15 protein-coding genes are annotated in these 17150 nt (G+C 52.0%); 14 read left to right on the plus strand and 1 reads right to left on the minus strand.

What is annotated here, in order from left to right; all coding sequences use genetic code 11:
• Position 1: 1 nt before the first annotated feature.
• Positions 2-3592 carry a glycosyl hydrolase 115 family protein gene (locus ACE6ED_RS17505; RefSeq protein ID WP_410828503.1) on the plus strand — a complete coding sequence of 1197 codons (3591 nt, stop codon included), beginning with the start codon at positions 2-4 and terminating at the stop codon, positions 3590-3592.
• A 207-nt stretch (positions 3593-3799) separates the two neighbouring features.
• On the opposite strand, the gene ACE6ED_RS17510 is transcribed toward ACE6ED_RS17505, so the two are convergent.
• Entirely contained in the window at positions 3800-4246 is a 447-nt protein-coding gene (locus tag ACE6ED_RS17510; protein ID WP_410828504.1) for a copper amine oxidase N-terminal domain-containing protein, read from the minus strand.
• 233 nt (positions 4247-4479) lie between these two features.
• Here ACE6ED_RS17510 and ACE6ED_RS17515 point away from each other — a divergent pair, with 233 nt between their 5' ends.
• From ACE6ED_RS17515 to ACE6ED_RS17575, 13 genes are all read left to right on the plus strand, one after another.
• Positions 4480-5505, plus strand: coding sequence for a LacI family DNA-binding transcriptional regulator (locus ACE6ED_RS17515; protein WP_410828505.1), 1026 nt, complete (start codon positions 4480-4482; stop codon positions 5503-5505).
• A 244-nt stretch (positions 5506-5749) separates the two neighbouring features.
• Complete coding sequence (locus ACE6ED_RS17520; protein ID WP_410828506.1) at positions 5750-6709, plus strand: carbohydrate ABC transporter permease; 960 nt, start codon at positions 5750-5752, stop codon at positions 6707-6709.
• Between the two features lies 1 nt (position 6710).
• The gene (locus tag ACE6ED_RS17525; RefSeq protein ID WP_410828507.1) at positions 6711-7559 is read left to right on the plus strand and encodes a carbohydrate ABC transporter permease; all 849 of its coding nucleotides are present in this window, start codon (positions 6711-6713) and stop codon (positions 7557-7559) included.
• An 83-nt stretch (positions 7560-7642) separates the two neighbouring features.
• A complete protein-coding gene (locus ACE6ED_RS17530) occupies positions 7643-9394 on the plus strand; it encodes a cache domain-containing sensor histidine kinase (RefSeq protein WP_410828508.1) in 1752 nt (583 codons plus the stop codon).
• The gene (locus ACE6ED_RS17535) at positions 9372-10916 is read left to right on the plus strand and encodes a response regulator transcription factor (RefSeq protein WP_410828509.1); all 1545 of its coding nucleotides are present in this window, start codon (positions 9372-9374) and stop codon (positions 10914-10916) included. The genes ACE6ED_RS17530 and ACE6ED_RS17535 overlap by 23 nt, the downstream gene beginning before the upstream one ends.
• Positions 10917-11072: 156 nt before the next feature.
• Positions 11073-12410: an ABC transporter substrate-binding protein gene (locus ACE6ED_RS17540; RefSeq protein WP_410828510.1), complete on the plus strand. Its 1338-nt coding sequence runs from the start codon at positions 11073-11075 to the stop codon at positions 12408-12410.
• Positions 12411-12725: 315 nt separating this feature from the next.
• Positions 12726-12917, plus strand: a complete 192-nt coding sequence (locus ACE6ED_RS17545) for a hypothetical protein (RefSeq protein WP_410828511.1) — start codon at positions 12726-12728, stop codon at positions 12915-12917.
• 355 nt (positions 12918-13272) lie between these two features.
• Positions 13273-13572: a hypothetical protein gene (locus tag ACE6ED_RS17550; RefSeq protein ID WP_410828512.1), complete on the plus strand. Its 300-nt coding sequence runs from the start codon at positions 13273-13275 to the stop codon at positions 13570-13572.
• On the plus strand, positions 13535-13822 hold the full coding sequence (locus ACE6ED_RS17555; protein ID WP_410828513.1) for a right-handed parallel beta-helix repeat-containing protein: 288 nt from the start codon (positions 13535-13537) through the stop codon (positions 13820-13822). The genes ACE6ED_RS17550 and ACE6ED_RS17555 overlap by 38 nt, the downstream gene beginning before the upstream one ends.
• A gap of 215 nt (positions 13823-14037) precedes the next feature.
• A complete protein-coding gene (locus ACE6ED_RS17560) occupies positions 14038-15069 on the plus strand; it encodes a carboxypeptidase-like regulatory domain-containing protein (protein ID WP_410828514.1) in 1032 nt (343 codons plus the stop codon).
• Positions 15070-15109: 40 nt separating this feature from the next.
• On the plus strand, positions 15110-15418 hold the full coding sequence (locus ACE6ED_RS17565; RefSeq protein WP_410828515.1) for a hypothetical protein: 309 nt from the start codon (positions 15110-15112) through the stop codon (positions 15416-15418).
• A gap of 3 nt (positions 15419-15421) precedes the next feature.
• Entirely contained in the window at positions 15422-16399 is a 978-nt protein-coding gene (locus ACE6ED_RS17570; protein ID WP_410828516.1) for a cadherin-like beta sandwich domain-containing protein, read from the plus strand.
• A 67-nt stretch (positions 16400-16466) separates the two neighbouring features.
• A complete protein-coding gene (locus ACE6ED_RS17575) occupies positions 16467-16676 on the plus strand; it encodes a hypothetical protein (protein WP_410828517.1) in 210 nt (69 codons plus the stop codon).
• Positions 16677-17150 lie beyond the last annotated feature (474 nt).

The raw sequence follows: 17150 nt of genomic DNA on the forward strand, positions 1-17150 counted from the left end.
CATGCTCGAATTATTCAAAAAAGATCAGATTATTTATGTGTATGTATCGGAACAAGAAACCAGCGCGGTTCAAATCGCGGCCGGCAATCTCCTGCAGGACATTCATGCGGTGTCCGGCTGTACAGCAGCCTTGTCTACCGAAATCGAGCAATGCCGAATCGTCATCGGCACGGCCCAGCACCATGAGGCGTTAATCCACCGCAAACAATTAGCCGTAGATTTGCTGAAGCAGGAAGACGGCTCCTATCACTGGGAAGCGTTTCTTCTGCAAGCGGCGGATGAGGTGCTTTATATTCTGGGAACGGACCGGCGCGGGACGATCTACGGCATTTACGATTTATGCGAAAAAATCGGCGTCTCTCCTTGGCATTACTGGGCGGATGTTCCCGTGAGGAAAAAAGACTTTTTTCAAATCCCGAAGGACTTCGTTAAGGCAGATTGGCCTTCCGTTCCGTACCGGGGCATTTTTATTAACGACGAAGAGGAGCTGGACGACTGGGCCAGGCTGCATACGCCGGACGGCACCATTGGTCCGGTTACATACCGGCATATCTTTGAGCTGCTGCTGCGGCTGAAGGCAAATTATATCTGGCCGGCCATGCACGTGAATTATTTTAACGGCAACCCGGAAAATGCAAAGCTGGCCGAACAAATGGGCATTGTGGTCGGTACCTCCCATTGCGATATGCTGCTGCGCAGCAACCAAAACGAGTGGCAGCCCTGGATCGAATCCAAAGGGTACAAGGACGCCGTGTATGATTACTCCATGGAAGGACGCAACCGGGAAATATTAAAGGAGTATTGGCGGGAAAGCGTCGAACATCATAAGGATTTCGAAGTGAGTTATACGATGGGCATGCGGGGAATCCACGACAGCGGTTTTGAGACCCAGGCAATTGATGAGGACACCACTTTGACAGATGAGGAAAAAACGGAAGCAAAGGTCCGCCTGCTGAAGCAGGTGATGGACGACCAAAGCCAAATTCTTAGCGATGTGCTGGGGGAGACCCGGGCACAGCAGGCCTTGAAAACCTTTATCCCGTACAAAGAAGTGTTAACGCTGTATGACCGCGGGCTCGACCTGCCTGACGATCTGACTCTGGTATGGGCAAACGATAACTTCGGGCATATGCGCCGTTACCCAAATGAAGCGGAACGCAGCCGCAGCGGCGGGAACGGACTCTATTATCACAGCTCTTACTGGGCACATCCGGGAACGGGGATGAGTTATCTGTTTATCAACTCGATCCCTTTGGCCCACATCGGCAACGAACTGAAAAAATCCTACGAGTCCGGCATCCAGAAGCTATGGATTCTGAACATTGGCGGACTCAAGCCGCTTGAACAGGACATGGAATATTTTCTGCGGTACGGCTGGGAAGTGGGCAAAGAAACGGGCATCACCAAAAACGCGTTTAAATTTACAGAACACTGGATCAACTCGAATTTTTCGGGCAATCACGGGACGGAAGCCGCGGAGCTTTACGAAACGTTTGCCCAGGTGACCAATGTGCGTAAGATTGAGCATATGCAGTCCGGTGTTTTTTCCCAGACGGTTTTTGGGGATGAAGCCGGACGGCGGCTGATGCGGCTGGAGGATATTTTCCGGCGGGGAAATGCGATCCTGAAGCAGCTGCCGCTGGAAGAGCGCGATGCGTTTTTTCAGCTGTTCCTGATGAAAATCCATGCGTCCTACTACACCAACCACGAATATTATTATGCGGACCGGAGCGGGCTTTCCTACGACCGCGGAAATATGCAGGCAGCCGACCGGTACACGGAGCTTTCCTTGAAAATGACAGACAGCAAACGTAAAATGCTGCATTTTTATAACAAAAAGATGAGCGCCGGCAAGTGGGACGGCATGCTGACGCCTGAGAGCTTTCCGCCCCCGCCGACCGCTTTATATCCTGCCAGAACACCCGCATTGCGGATTGAAGGCAGCGGACTCCAGGTGACGCTCTGGAACGGGGACGAGTCGCTGAACTTCTCTGTCCATGGGCAGCGGCATAAGTGGCTGGAGCTCGGAAACCTGGGAGAAGGAACCCTTCCATTCTCCATTGAGGCGGAAGCCGATTGGGTTGTGCTTTCAGAGTCGGAAGGAACGCTGCAGACGGAAAAGCGGATCCTTGTCGCTGTGACTGATCCCGAGGCGCATAGCGGGGAGCAGTGCCGGATCACGGTTTACGATCACCGGAACGGCACGGCGATTCCAGTTGCAGTCAGGGTGGAGGAGGCCGTGCGTTTGCCGGAAGCTTTTGCGGGATATGTGGAGTCGGACGGATATGTGGCCATGCCCGCCGCTGAGTTTGACCGCTCGATTACGCATTCCGCGGCGGGTTGGATTACGGTGCCCGGAATCGGAAGATATGAAGGGGCAGCCGTCATGGCATGGAGTCCGGAGCAGCATCCGGCGGATGGGAAACTTCAGGGTCACCCGCGTGTGGAGTATGACTTTTTTCTGAAAAAAGCCGGAGTCTGTACGCTGGAAGTCTACCGCAACCTCACACTGAATTCCACAGGCAAAATCCGCTTTGGGATCGGCGTGGATGGTGAACCGCCGGTTCTTGTTGAATCAGACACCCGCGATGAGTGGATGGGGCAGTGGAAGGAGAGCGTCTTCGATAACGGCGAAAAAATCCTGGTCGCTCTGCCGCAGTTGTCCGCAGGCGCGCATTATTTGCAGCTCAACATGGTTGATCCTTATGTGACCGTCTCCAAGCTTGTTTTGTATACGGGAGAACGAAAGGAAACGTATTTAGGCCCCGTCACAAGCGGACATAGCCGCAAACCGGCCGCCGACTATGGATTGGAAAGCCCCGGAGTGGACTGGACGGAGCTGGAACGGCTGGGCGAAGAAGTGTACAAAACAAAGGATGCGGAAGTACCGCCTCCAAATGTTCTTTATGTAACCAAGGCGTTCCATCATATTAAGGACCAGACCTTTCTCAAATGCATGAGTGTTCCGCAGACGGCGTTCGGACCTCAGCGCTACGCGGCTTTCCTGGACAGCACCGGGCCAAAGGATATTTTGCGGGAGTTCGGCACAGGCCGTTTTGCGGAACAAGACGGAATCCTCGCAATTGAAGCAGAGTATGCGCTGGAGAACTCCAATAACGCCTACCTCTCCTCCAGCCAAGACGGAAGCTGGTTAATGTGGAGCCATCTGCAGGCAGAGACCAATGGACGAACGGGTTTTGCCATGCATGTTGCGCCGCCGGGAAGGTTGTGGGAGGCGCCGGATCAGGCTCCCGGAATGCATTACCGGCTTGAAGTCGGCACTCCGGGCACCTATTCCTTATGGATGCTGCTTAGACATCACAACGGCGCGTCCGACTCCTGTTATCTGGCGCTGGACGGCCACGTGAGGCCTTTGTCGGAACAGCCGCATGGCGGAAATTTGCATACGTATAACACGGCGCAGGTCTATTACTGGTGCTTTATGTCGGACATGGACTTGTCCGCGGGCGAGCATGTCCTCTCTATTCTGGCGAGAAAATCCCAGCTTCGGGTGGACCGGATTTACTTGACTTTAGGCGGCGGGCTGCCGCCGGTGGATGCGGAATGGCGGGATTCGCCGAGAAGAGAGTAGGATGGGCAAGTAAAAAAGAAAGTAAGGTAGAGCAGGTAAGGAAGACAGTGGTTTAGAGCAAGTAAAAAAGCGGCAATGGGGGTTGCATACAGCGCTGCAATTAACTGTAAAACCGGCTATTGCTTAGAATTATAGCAATAGCCGGTTTTATCATTGCAACAGAATTACAGCCATTCCTTAAAAGAGCACCCTCGTTTGCGTAATCTTTTAATTTGGGAAGGTAATATTCACTGCAGCATCATCGGTGGTTTTATTCCAAACTACTGTTGCGCCAAGCGATTCAGATATAAATCTTAAATTCACATAAAAAGTTTTACGTGTTGGTTCTAGTGAAGGAGCTTGGTCCAATTTTACCACTTTATCATTTAGATAAGCTTCATGTGAATTGTGAGTCAACTTAATTGTAGTTTCTCCTTTTGTAGCTGTCACAGACTTGGTGTTATTGTCCCACTCTACTGTCATCCCATAGGCTTCAAAGATTGGTCGCATAGGAACTAGAGTTGTGCCGCGAGTGCTAACACCGGCATAAATATCCAGCTTCTCATTATTAATATAAATACTTGGATGTTCACGAGAAGCAAATGCACTGTCCACTCCCGTTACCATCAATATTGCCAGCGTACACAGCATTAATAAATTTCTAAATCTACTCATAACGACCTCCGATTTAATTAGGAAACGATAGAATTAGTATATTGTAAATAAATTCATATTTATAGAATTTTTATCCTTGCACTTCTTTTGCTTTACTTTTCATTTATGCTCCATTCCCGCAGAGGCAAGCAAAGCCTCACTTCTATCCAGCTTGAGTTTAGTTGATATACTAGAAAATTTACTAAAATAGAGGTATACTGTGGGGAAATGTGACTGTGAACGGGGATAACGAGATGAAGAAACCTACTATTGAAGACGTGGCGAAGCAGGCGGGCGTATCCAAAAGCACGGTATCCCAGTATTTAAATCAGCGGTTTCAATATATGAGCGAACAGACGAAGGCGAAAATCGCCGCGGTAATTGAGGAGCTCGGTTACCGGCCGAACGGGTTGGCGCGCGGGTTGAAGCAAAACCGGACCCACATAGTCGGGATTATCGTTGCCAATATCGATTATACGCTGTCTATCCAATGCATACGTGCCATTGAGAGTAAGCTGCAGCAGAGCGGTATCCAGGTGATGATCTGCAACGCTGATGAGAACCCGGCCAAGGAAGAAAAATATATCGAAACTTTGACCGCGCGGCAGGTGGATGGGCTGATTATTTTTCCGACAGGCAGCAACGCTTCCGCCTATGACGAGCTGCTAGCCAGCAAATATCCGCTTGTGTTACTGGACCGGCTGGTGGATGGGGTGACCGCCCAAAGTCTGCTGCTCGACAACGAAATGGCGGTGAAGCTGGCGATGGATGAATTGGTCTCCCATGGTCATGAACGAATTGCGCTGCTGTCGCTGCCGCTGGACGGACACCGGATTACACCGCGAAAAGAACGGGTCAGCGGCTATAAAAAAGCGCTAGAGGAGGCGGGCCTCCCGCTGCGGGAGGCGTACATCTGCGGCGTTCCGCGGGAGGAAGCCGCGGCGGCCGTCGAACATCTGCTGTCGCTGCCCGAGCCGCCAACCGCGCTGCTCGCGGGGAACGACATCGCGCTCGCCGAAGTGCTAAAATTCGCCAACCGTTCGGGTGTGTCGATCCCTGGCGATCTGTCGGTCATCGGGATTGACGATGCGGAATTTGCGCATATTTATAACCCGGTGATCACCACCATTCGGCAGCCTGCGCATGAAATGGGACTCCAGGCGGCCCGCCTGATGCTGTCCTGCATTGAGGACCGTGAGGCTTCCGTTCCGATTACGTACCGGTTCCCGCCGACGCTGCAGCGGGGGCAATCGGTGGCAGCGCCGAGGATTGCGCGTTAATCACTTGTGCCGGTAAGGATGCGGCACACAAAGCAGGGAGTGAAAAGCGACAGCAGAATTCATATTTTAAAAAGCTTCGGACCGATTTCCTGTCGGACCGGAGCTTTTTTTCGTTATTCCGAATTCCTCGAACGATTGATAGATAGTGAAAGAAAAGGATTCATTCCCCTCCTTCAAGCTCCAATGCAGCGCCTCTATAATGAAGGAAACGTTCACAAACCGTAGGAAGATAGGAGTAAATTTTATGAACAACGCTGCTGTGAAGCAAGTCCCTGCCAGCACCGGGAGATCCGTCCCCAAGCTCAAGAAGAGCAAAAAGCGCTGGGAATCGCCGCTCGCCGGCTACCTGTTTTTGTCCCCATGGTTAGTTGGTTTTTTCCTGTTGACACTGGGTCCCATGGTCATGTCGCTGTATTATTCCTTCACCGATTATTCGCTGCTCACGGCGCCCAAATGGGTGGGGCTCAGCAACTATAGGGAAATTTTCACCAATGACACCACCTTCCCTTCATCGCTGCGCATTACGATCATCTTCGTGCTTCTGACCGTACCGCTCCGGCTGATGTTCGCCCTTGGGGTCGCAATGATGTTGAACCGCAAAATTAAAGGCATTTCGTTTTACCGCACGATGGTGTATTTCCCTTCGCTGATCGGTACCAGCATCGCGGTATCAATTTTGTGGAAAAACATTTTCAGCCGCAACGGATTCATCAATGACATTTTGTCTGTTTTCGGCATTAAAGGCCCGGCTTGGATCGCTGATCCAAAGTATGCGCTGGGAACACTCATTTTGTTGATGGTCTGGCAGTTTGGTTCATCGATGATTATATTCCTGGCTGGGTTAAAGCAAATCCCGGGGGACCTGTACGAAGCATCTTCGGTTGACGGCGCCAGCAAGTTCCGCCAATTTTTTTCGATCACCCTGCCGATGCTGTCTCCCATCATTATGTTTAACGCAATTCAGTCCATGATCAACACGTTCCAGATGTTCACGCAGGCTTTTGTCATTACCAACGGCGGTCCGGTAAAATCCACCTTCGTCTACGTTATGTATTTGTATGAGGAAGCATTCACCAAGTTCCATATGGGCTACGCATCGGCGCTGGCCTGGATCCTGCTGGTGCTGATCGGATTGTTTGCGGCCGTATTGTTCGGAACCTCGAAGTACTGGGTGTTCTATGAATCGCAAGGAGGAAAGAAATAAAATGGAAACTACAAGCCCAAGCAAAGGACTGTTTACCCATCTTTCCCTCCTGGTCGTCAGTTTCATTATGATGTACCCGATCTTCTGGTGGCTGGGCGCGTCGCTTAAAACAAACGAGGAAATGAGTTCGGCCAACCTGTTCCCCAAGGTTCCGCATTGGAGCAATTTCAGCGAAGGCTGGGTGTCGGTGCCAAACTACGCTTTCTCTCATTTTTACGGGAATACTTTTCTGCTTGTCGGCGGCGTTCTGCTTACCAGCGTCGTTTCCTGCAGTCTGGTTGCATTTGCCTTCTCCAGGCTCGATTTTCCGCTGCGCAAGTTCTGGTTCGCTATCATGCTGGTGACCTTAATGCTGCCGACTCAAGTTACCATCGTTCCGCAATATGTAATGTTCAGTAAATGGGAGTGGGTTAACACGTATCTTCCGTTCTATATCCCGCATCTATTCGCTGGCGGCATTGGGGGGCCGTTTTTTATCTACCTGCTGGTGCAGTTTATGCGGTCAGTACCGAAGGAGCTGGACGAAGCGGCCAAAATCGACGGCTGTTCCTGGTTCAGCATTTATTGGCGGATTATGTTACCGATGGTTAAGCCCGCGATTGTCACAGTGGCGATCTATTGCTTCCTGTGGAACTGGGATGACTTCTTTGGGCAAATGCTATATATTAATACTGTTGATCGTTATACTATCAATTTAGCCTTGAAGCTGTTCATCGATTCACAGGGCTCGGTCCCTTGGGGGCAAATGCTGGCTATGTCGCTGGTGTCGATCGTACCGTCGGTACTGATCTTTTTCCTGGCGCAGAAGCATTTTGTCGAAGGGATGTCGGCAGGGGCTTTGAAGGGCTGACTCATTTTCATAGTTTGTGCCGGAAGCTGCGAAGTCCTCGCGGCTTTCTTTTTTCTATTGATCCTGTCCGGTGGAGGGAAAACATGCGCGGCAATCCATTTAAAACGCTTCGGATCGATGTGGTTTTCTTTTTCGGCTTCGCGCTGATTGTGACGATATTGGTTAGTGTGGTGGTCGGCCTCAGCTATATTAACGGATCTAGGGAAATCGCCGAAAACACTTCCTATTATCAGCAAAAGCTGCTGATCGAGCTGCACAAGAAACTGAATACCGCGCTGGAAGACATTGAACAAAGCTCCAATACGGCTGCTCAAAACTTCATTGAGCTGTACGAGGATCTGCCGGACGCCAGCCAGTATGATCGGGTGCGCGGCCAGTCCAGCATCCGGTCGCAGCTGAATAACTATGTCTACAGCATGCCGCTTTTGCATTCCATTCATGTTTACTCCGATTTGACGCCTACCTACAACGTGCAGGAATACGTTCAATTTCTGCCCCTTGGGCAGTTGGAACGGGAGACGTGGTATGAAGATTTGCGCAATTCGGACTATGCCTGGCTCAGTGAAAGAAAGATCAAAACCAACAAAGGCGATACATCGGTGATCAGTTTTGCGCGTAAAGCCTATAACCGCTTTAACCGGTCGTCCGCGGTCATTGTGTTTAATGTGCCGGTTCCTTCGTTCCAGTCCCTGATCGCTACCGAAGATGGAAGATCCACACTCGCCCTGCTTGATGCGACGGGCAAGCTGATCACCAGTACAGGTGAAACCGCTTTTTTTGTGCAAAATGAGGCGGAAATCCGGACACAGCTGGAGAGCCGGGTCAATGGTGCAAAAAAAACCGGCGATGAGTTCCTGGTCTGGTCCTCCTCGCTTGATTCGCAGTGGTCGCTGGTGGAAATTACCTCCTGGGAACAGATCACGGCGGGCAGCCTGAAGCAAACCCAGGTGATCCTCCTGCTAGGCATAGGCGCGATTGTGCTGATCCTGCTGCTGGCTGTGTTCCTTTCCCGACTGCTTGTGAAGCCGATCGGACTCCTGCTCAAAGCGATGAGTAATTTTTCCTTAAGCAGGCGGACCCCGCTTCCAACCGATTACAACAATGAATTCGGGCGACTGTTCCAAGGCTATGAGAAGCTGATTGACCGGATTGAAGAGCTGTATGCGAGTCTGAGGCAGCAGTATGAGCATCAGCGCGCGGCGGAGATTAAAGCGCTGCAGATGATGATTAATCCCCATTTTTTATATAATTCTCTGGACCAAGTGAACTGGATGGCGATAGAAGCCTCACAGCCGGAGATCAGCAAGATGCTGTCCCATCTGGGCCAATTTTTCCGGTTATCGCTTTCGGGCGGGGGAAGTCTGGTTCCGCTGACGGAAGAGCTGGCCCATATCGACAATTATGTACAGTTTCAAAAAATACGCTGGGAAGACCGGCTGGAGTACAGCTACCGGATTCCGGAAGAGGCGTTAGCCTTGTATGTGCCCAAAATTATCCTGCAGCCTTTTGTGGAAAATGCCTTTATCCACGGCTTTCATGGCAAACGTCAAGCTTCGCTGATCCTCTCCGCTTCCATACAGAACGAGCGGCTGAAAATTGTGATTATGGATGACGGGCGCCGGCTGCGGGCCGACTGGAAAGAACGCAGGAGCGCCAAAGGAGGATACGGGCTGAGCAATGTGCAGGAGCGGATCACCGCCTTGTTTGGCGGCGCTTACGGATTCAAGCTGGAAAATTCGCCGGCCGGCGGTACTCAGGCGGTCATTGATCTGCCAGTTCTGAATACACCAACAGTTCAAAGGGGAAATCCGTATGTGGAAGGTAGTCATCATTGATGATGATTTTCAGGTCGTAAGGGGACTGCGAAAAGCGATCCCGTGGGACCAGCTTGACGCGGAATTTGCAGGAGAAGCGATCGATGGAGAAGAAGGGCTGCGCCTCATTGAGCAAGTGAACCCCGACATCGTGTTGACCGATATCTATATGCCTGTCATGAATGGAATTCAAATGATCGAGCAGTTGAAAAATAAAGGCTTTGCCGGACGTTTCGTCATCTTGAGTGGGTACAGCGATTTTGAGTATGCGCGGACGGCGCTCCGCCTTGGAGTTGATGACTATTTAACGAAACCGGTCACGGTTGATGAAATTCGCAGTGTTTTGACCGGGACGATTGAGAAACTGGAGGAAACTTACCTGAACCGGCTGCAAAGCGGGGAACAAAAGGGGGAGCCGAATCTTCAAGACTGGCTTGTTTCAAAGCTTACGGGCGGGACCCAAGAGGATGAATTCCCTCCCCCGGTAAGTTTATTAGAAGGAAAATATAATGTGATGGTAACGGAAGTGCTGTCATCCGAGCGGATTCGGAGTGTTTCGCTAGCGGATTGGAACCTGTTCAAATTTGCGGTGTCGAATATCGTCGCCGAGATTCTGACCCAGGAATGGCCGGAGGCTTCTTTTGTCTGGTTATTCGGCAATCATGCCGCGGTCGTCATGCGCTCCGAAGACAGGTCGGATGATGCCCGTATTTTTTGTGATGCGGAACGTCTGGGTGCTTTGATCGTCAGCCATGCCAAGCAATATTTGGACCTTGAAGTCCGGTACGGTCTGGGCGGAGTGCGCGCGGACTGGCGGGGAATTCAGGTGTCGGGAGATGAAGCGATGCAGGCGCTGCTTAGACAGGGAAAAAGGGCGGACGGAGACGACGGATGTTCCATTACGGACTATGTTCAGCAAATTACTCAAGCCTTGAAAAACGAACAGGATGAGGAAGTACTGCGTCTTATGCGGCTTTATGCCGGCCAGAGGCCAGGCACTCCGGATGATCCGCTTGTCTGCCGCGTATTAGCCGCAGAGCTGTGGACGCTGCTTCATAACGCCATGCTGATGGCCGGAATGGGCGGCGTCATAGAGGAAGAGGGGCTGGCGCTTAGAGAGCTGAGCGAACTGGATGAGATGTCCAAAATTGAAGTTTGGCTTGGCACGCACATCCGCTCCGTGAGAAAGTCCGGGCTTCCCGCCATTCATGAAAAGCACCGCGCCGCAGTCCAGTTCATGATCGATTATGTGCATCGGCACTATTCAGAGGATATTACGCTGGAGCAGCTCGCTTCGCAGCTGTATATTTCCAAAAATTATTTGAACCAGCTCTTCAAAAAGGTTACCGGCGAAACCTTCACCAACTATGTGATTCGTGTCCGGATCGAAAAAGCCAAAGCACTGCTGATGGAAGGAAGCCATCTGATCTATGAGGTTTCGGAGATGGTGGGCTATCAGAATGTGCCGTATTTCAGCACACTTTTCAAAAAATACTGCGGCTGCAGTCCAAGCGAGTTGATAAAACGTCCCCCGGTAGGCTGAATGTCTTGTTGGCCGTGCCGTCTGAAATCAGGTTGCCTCGTTTGTAGTCGATACTGAAAGTTTTCTGTTCATTACTCTTCTATACGCTATTCCGGGCGGGTGGTACGATCAAGCTATAAAATGTCGGCTGGGCTGACAGAAGGGGGAAACACATTTATGCAATTCAGAACCAAAAAAAAATTTCTTGCAATCGCTTTAATTATGTTGATGACCGTCACCGCCGCTTGCGGAGGAAACGGCAACAGCGCATCGGGTAATTCGACGGGAGGCGGAGCCACGGCTTCACAGCCGGACGCCGGCGGAGAGAGCGGTTCCGGCAAAGTAACGCTTAGCATCGCCTGGTGGGGTTCGCAGGCACGGCATGATGCCACCCTAAAAGCAATGGAGCAATATAAAGAGCTTAATCCAAATGTAACGTTCCAGACGCAGTTCTCGGGCTGGGATGGCTATTTCGACAAATTGGCCGTCCAGTTCTCGGCCAAAAACGCTCCGGATATTATTCAAATGGATGCCGCATATCTGAATGATTACGCCGGACGGGGACTGCTGGCCGATCTGAAGGACGTCAATGTCGAGAGTATTGAAGCGACGACTGTGGACAGCGGTAAAGTCGGCGGCATCCAATACGCAATTCCGCTCGGGGTAGCGGCTCTCGGCATGGTCTATGACAAAACAGTTGTAGACAAGCTTGAACTCGAAGCTCCCAAATTCGGCTGGACATGGGATGATTATGCCGCTTTTGGCGAAGCGGCCAAAGCCAAACTTGGTGAAGACAAATATGTGTACGTCGATCAAAGCGGCGACCTGGTGGACTATACGGCTTATCAGTACAGCATGGGCAAAGGCTATATTTTCAATAATGACGGAAACCTCAGCATTGATAAAGATACCTGGATCGGCTTTATGACCATGATGGGCGAGCTGCGGGAGAAGGGAATCTTAACACCGCCGGATATGACCACAACCGATAAAGAGCTGGATCCGCAGCTTGATAACGTAATCAACGGAAACGCTGTGGCGCGGCATCTGTTTTCGAACCAGGTTGGATCAATTGATGCGTTAAAGCCGGACACATACGCATACGCTTCGATGCCTTACAGTACGGAAGCCGGCGGCTGGCTGAAACCGGGGATGTTCTGGAGCGTAAATGCCCAGTCGGCCCAACAGGCGGAAGCGGTTAAATTTGTCGACTGGTTCGTAAACAATGAAGAAGCGGGCAAGACGCTGGGGCTGACGCGGGGAACGCCGGTTAACAGCAAAGTGGTAGAGGCGCTTACCCCGACTTTCAGCGAAGCGGATAAAACCTCGCTCGATTTTCTGAATCAGGTGACGAAGGACGCCCAGCAGTTCATTAACGATCCGCAGGGTTGGGGCAACTTTAAAAGTGACTACAAGTCTGTAGTGGAGAAGCTTCAATTCGGGCAGGCTACCCCGGAAGAAGGGTATGAAGAATTGATGAAGATCGCGGAGAAATACGCCGCGGAAGCGAAGTAAACCGCAGGACATGACAGGAAAAGTCTCCTTCAAGCAAACACTCCAGCAGGCTCCATGATATCATGCGGCAGGAGTGGAGCTTGAAGGGGATTTTTTGTGTAGAAACCGTTATCTAATCGAGGTGAACAAAGCGGAAACATGCCGATCCGGTTATTCTTAGGGTGAAAATCAGCAAGTACAAGACGGCCGCGGTGTTTTTGTTCTAAAGTGAAAGATTCGTATTCGATCCTCTATCATTCGGAAGCGTGTTTATTGCTTATAGTGGGACAGTATTATTGGTAACGCTTTCTTTAAAATCAGACGAGGAGGTTCATCATGAAATTTGGCTATGGTCGCAAAGGAAGGACATGGTTATCCGGGCTGCTGGCGGCAGTGCTGCTGCTTGGAATATTTCCGACAGCGGGTCAAGCGGAACCAAGCGGCGCTGCGGGATCGGGGACGGATTATTATGTCGACAGTAGAGCGGGAAGCGACAGCAATACGGGAACGCAGGAGTCGAAGCCATAGAAATCCCTTTCCAAGGTAAACGCCACGGTTTTTCAGCCCGGGGACCGGATTCTGCTCAAGGCGGGTGCGGTATGGAAGGACCAGACGCTCGCGCCGCAGGGCTCCGGAACGGCGGGGAATCCGCTTCAGATCGACCAGTACGGCAGCGGAAGCAAGCCGCAGATCCGGACGAACGAACAATACGCCGATGCGCTTACGCTAAACAACCAGCAGCATTGAGAAATTCGCAATCTGGATATCTCCAACAAAACGCCGGTAACAGGAACCTTTGCCGAATCGCTTGGAGATTACAGGGGAATCCATATTACAGGACGGGATGCGGGCACGCTAGAGTATTTCCGGATTCAGTCCGTCGATGTGCATGACGTCTCGGGGGGGAATCGCCTGGATCAGCGGAACGGTGCCGGGGGTACCGGAACCGGGCATCCGGTTCAAGACTGGCTGGGACGGGTCCAAAAAGACGAGCGGCATTGTTTTTGACACAGGCGTTAACGATCCGAAAGCACCGCAGCGGGCCACCGTGTTTCATGATGTGGTCATCGAAAATTCCACCATTTCGAACACCTCGTTCGGCGGCATTATTTTCAAGCAATATGCAGGTAATGGGGGTACGGAAGATGGCACTGTCGCCACAGGATGGGGGACGCGAGAGTGAAACCGATCCCAAATTCACTCCGCACACCGGGATTGTCATCCGCAACAACTATATTACGCAAAAAGATACCGATTTTGGCTGCAACGCCATTTATTTGACTGGTGTCAGAGGGACGCTGGTGGAACATAACGTGGTTGACCGCGCGGGAACATCGGGTATCGAAATGTATTATGCTGACGATGTTACCGTCCAGTATAACGAAGTGTTTGATACGGCTCAAAAGGCTGGGGAGCAGATTCCAATGGTATAGATCCCGACAAGGGAACGACCGGTATTTTAGTCCAATACAATTATGTTCACGATAACGGAGACGGTATTCTAATCTGCCAATTCAGTTTCGGCGACACTATCATCCGCTACAACATTCTCGAGAGCAACAAGCGATATCCCATCTATCTGCATTCGGATAAAAAGGCGGTAGCCGAAGTCTATAACAATACAATTTACAATGATGTCAGCGATTATATGGTTTATGGTTACGGGAGCTCGCTAAGCGCAGCTTACATCATCCGCAACAATATTCTGTATACGACCCGACCTGTCAGGTCCCTTACGGAGAGTCCGACCATTGTATACTACAACAACAGTTATTACTCCGTAGACGGTACGCTTAAAGCCCCGGCAAGCGATCCGCACCCGCTGCTCGGCGAACCGCGGATGCAGGATCCGGGAAAAGGGTCATCCGGCTCGCAGGCGGAAGGTCCTGCGCTGCACAGCCTGGAAGGTTATAAGTTAAAAGCGGATTCACCGCTTATTAACCGCGGGCTTACGATTGTTGATGCCGCATCGGACCCGGTCAAGGATTTTGCGGGACGCGCTGCCTACAACGGGGGCACCGATCCAGGAGCCTTAGAGTTTTATGACGATTCAACGTCCACCGCGGCGCTGGCCGGCCGGGTAACGAACCGGTCCGGTAAGGGAATCAGCGGCGCTGTGGTCGCGGAAAGCCTGGGAAGCGGATTGCAGGCGGTTACGGACGAGCTGGGTTACTATACGATTAAGGCTGCGGCTGTAGGCAGTCAGGTGAATCTCAAAGCCGCCAAAAGCGGTTTTGAAGAGTCGGAAAGCGGAATTTTTACCATTCAGGCGGGTGACGTAACGACAACAGACTTTCAGTTGGCCTCGAATTTGGCAGAGGGCTTGCTTTCAGGAAAAGTGTTCAACGGGCATCTGGAGGCAGCCGCCGGAGTTAACGTCGTGTTATCTCAGGAAGGGACTATGGTCCACACCACGGTCAGCGGCGCAAACGGGGAGTACAGCTTCCCGGCCGTCGAAGCCGGGGAGAATTACACCGTTTCCGCAGACAAGACGGGATACCGTCCGGCCAAATCTGATAACGTTCATGTAGAACCCGGGCAGGAAAATACCGCTCCGAACCTTTACGTGGTCGAAACTGAAGCGCAGTTAGTTAGTTCATTCCAGCGATTTTTACGGCCTCGCTGCCGGAGATCCGCCGTCATCCCCGTGGGAAGTGACCCCGGACGGAGGCCTTATTGAGGCGGCAGAACTGCCGGGTGTGGACGGGAAAAGCATTCAGTTGACGCGTACAAAAAACAGCGGAAGCACCTCGTTGTTCCAGACATTCCCCAAAGCAGCGCTGAAGGGAGTGATTACCTTAACCGCGGATGTGATGAAACTGGATAACGCGGGAAATACGAACTGGTTCAGTCTCTCTTACGTATACAGCAGCCAGGGTACGGCAAGTACAAATATAGGGGTATCGATCGGCTTCTCCAAAGGCAAGATCATTGCCTATAAAAGCTCAAGCTCCACTAATCTGATGCCATATGAGCTGGGGAAATGGTATACTCTTAAATTGATTATGAATACCGGATCGGACCGGTAGGATTTGTACATCGACGATGTACTAGTGGTTGAGCAAGCGCCTTTCCGCAACAAAATTGAAGATATAGGGCGCATTGAGTATTATGCCAACAGCTCCAACACGGGAACGGCGTATATCGATAACTTCCGCTTGTATCAAGGCATTCCTTATGACCGTAACGATGCCCGACTGGCTGGTCTGGTCTCCAGCTTGGGTCCGCTTGTGAAACAGGGGGACGGCAGTTACCGGCTTGAAGTTCCGTATTTTATGGATAAAGTCGAGTTGACGGCAACAGCGAACAGCCCCGAGGCTACATCGCTTACCGTGAACGGGGAGTCCGTTGTCAGCGGCCAGCCTGCCGAAGTGTCCTTGGCCGAAGGCGTAAATACGATTCCGGTAACGGTTATCGCAGAGGACGGGATGACGACTCGGACAGAGCAGGTGATCGTCATACGGACACCCGCCGCGCTGGATTCTACACTGAAGAACCTGGAAGTTACAGGAGGGAACGGGGAGAAGCTGCTGCTGACGCCCGAGTTCTCCTATGAAACGGACCGTTACAGTATAAGCGTTCCGGACAGCGTATATGGGCTTACAGTCTGGCCCGTTGCTGGCGCCCCGAGAACGGAAATTCAGGTGAACGGCAGTGTTGTCGCCAGCGGTTCCGCATCGGACAAGATTGAGCTGGATCGTACGGTAAGCGAAATCGCCGTGACCACCGCCTCGGCAGACGGCACGGACTACCGCACGTATACGATCAATGTCCAGTGGGAAGGCAGCATCCCTGCTCCAGGCGAAGGGGAAGACACCGATTCCTCAGTGAACCCGGTGTCCGCAGTGTTTGACAAAAATCCTGCGAACAGCAAGCCTGTAGAAGTGGAAGTGCAGCTGAACGGCAATCGGCTGGAAGGGATTTATAACGGGGAGGAGCAGCTTGCAGAACCGAATTACACGGTAACAGACAGCGTTTACCGGTTCAGTGTTCCTTATCTGCTCCGGTAGCCGGTCGGAACGACCCGCCTTACGTTCGATTTTGACCGGGGCCAAGATGCGGCGGTGTCTATTCGGATTGTTGAAACCGCTGCGCCCGGAGGCGATCCGGGCAATGGAGGCGATCCGGGTAACGGAGGCGATCCGGGTAATGGAGGCAATCCGGGCAACGGAGGCAATCCGGGGAACGGAAGCGGTCCGGGTAATGGCGGGACCCCGGGCGGCGGCGTTTCCTCCGTACCGGGGAGCTTGCCCGGCAGCACTCTCTCCGGAAGATCGCCCGCATTGACCCAATGGCGGGCGGAAGCCGGACAGTTTAGCGCGGTTCCTTAATATTCCCCAGGTGCGCCTGCGGCACAAGTATTGATATCGGAGGAGACGTGGAAGGCGGCGCTGGCTGAGACGGTGAAGGAGGGGGACGCAGAGAAGCATGTCCGTTTCAAAGTAAGCTTCGCAGAGAACGCTCCCGGTTATGAGATTTCGTTCCCTGCATTTGCTCTCCTGTCCGAACAGGAACAAGTAACGGTGGAAATTGCGACTCCGAACGCGTCCGTAGTCCTTCCGGCTGGAGGATGGCCAAAAATGCAGACGTCTTTTGGGCAAACGGCAGTGCTCCGGATTGCAGCGTTGGATGCGTCCGCAGTATCTCCGGTATCTGCATTGGCAAGCGGGGGTAGGCCTGCGGTTGTGCTCAATTTAAGGATTGGCGGAAATCGGGTCACAGATAAATTACAGGCGGTTCCGATGGAAGTGAGTATTCCTT

The organism is Paenibacillus nanchangensis (assembly GCF_046543445.1).
In the GTDB taxonomy this organism is placed as follows: Bacteria; Bacillota; Bacilli; order Paenibacillales; family Paenibacillaceae; genus Paenibacillus_AQ; species Paenibacillus_AQ nanchangensis.

Coding starts and splice junctions, on each gene's coding strand:
- ACE6ED_RS17560 (WP_410828514.1), top strand. CDS start 14,038: ATGGTTTATGGTTACGGGAGCTCGCTAAGCGCAGCTTACATCATCCGC.
- ACE6ED_RS17525 (WP_410828507.1), top strand. CDS start 6,711: ATGGAAACTACAAGCCCAAGCAAAGGACTGTTTACCCATCTTTCCCTC.
- ACE6ED_RS17555 (WP_410828513.1), top strand. CDS start 13,535: ATGGCACTGTCGCCACAGGATGGGGGACGCGAGAGTGAAACCGATCCC.
- ACE6ED_RS17535 (WP_410828509.1), top strand. CDS start 9,372: ATGTGGAAGGTAGTCATCATTGATGATGATTTTCAGGTCGTAAGGGGA.
- ACE6ED_RS17515 (WP_410828505.1), top strand. CDS start 4,480: ATGAAGAAACCTACTATTGAAGACGTGGCGAAGCAGGCGGGCGTATCC.
- ACE6ED_RS17510 (WP_410828504.1), bottom strand. CDS start 4,246: ATGAGTAGATTTAGAAATTTATTAATGCTGTGTACGCTGGCAATATTG.
- ACE6ED_RS17530 (WP_410828508.1), top strand. CDS start 7,643: ATGCGCGGCAATCCATTTAAAACGCTTCGGATCGATGTGGTTTTCTTT.
- ACE6ED_RS17540 (WP_410828510.1), top strand. CDS start 11,073: ATGCAATTCAGAACCAAAAAAAAATTTCTTGCAATCGCTTTAATTATG.
- ACE6ED_RS17520 (WP_410828506.1), top strand. CDS start 5,750: ATGAACAACGCTGCTGTGAAGCAAGTCCCTGCCAGCACCGGGAGATCC.
- ACE6ED_RS17505 (WP_410828503.1), top strand. CDS start 2: ATGCTCGAATTATTCAAAAAAGATCAGATTATTTATGTGTATGTATCG.
- ACE6ED_RS17550 (WP_410828512.1), top strand. CDS start 13,273: ATGTGCATGACGTCTCGGGGGGGAATCGCCTGGATCAGCGGAACGGTG.
- ACE6ED_RS17545 (WP_410828511.1), top strand. CDS start 12,726: ATGAAATTTGGCTATGGTCGCAAAGGAAGGACATGGTTATCCGGGCTG.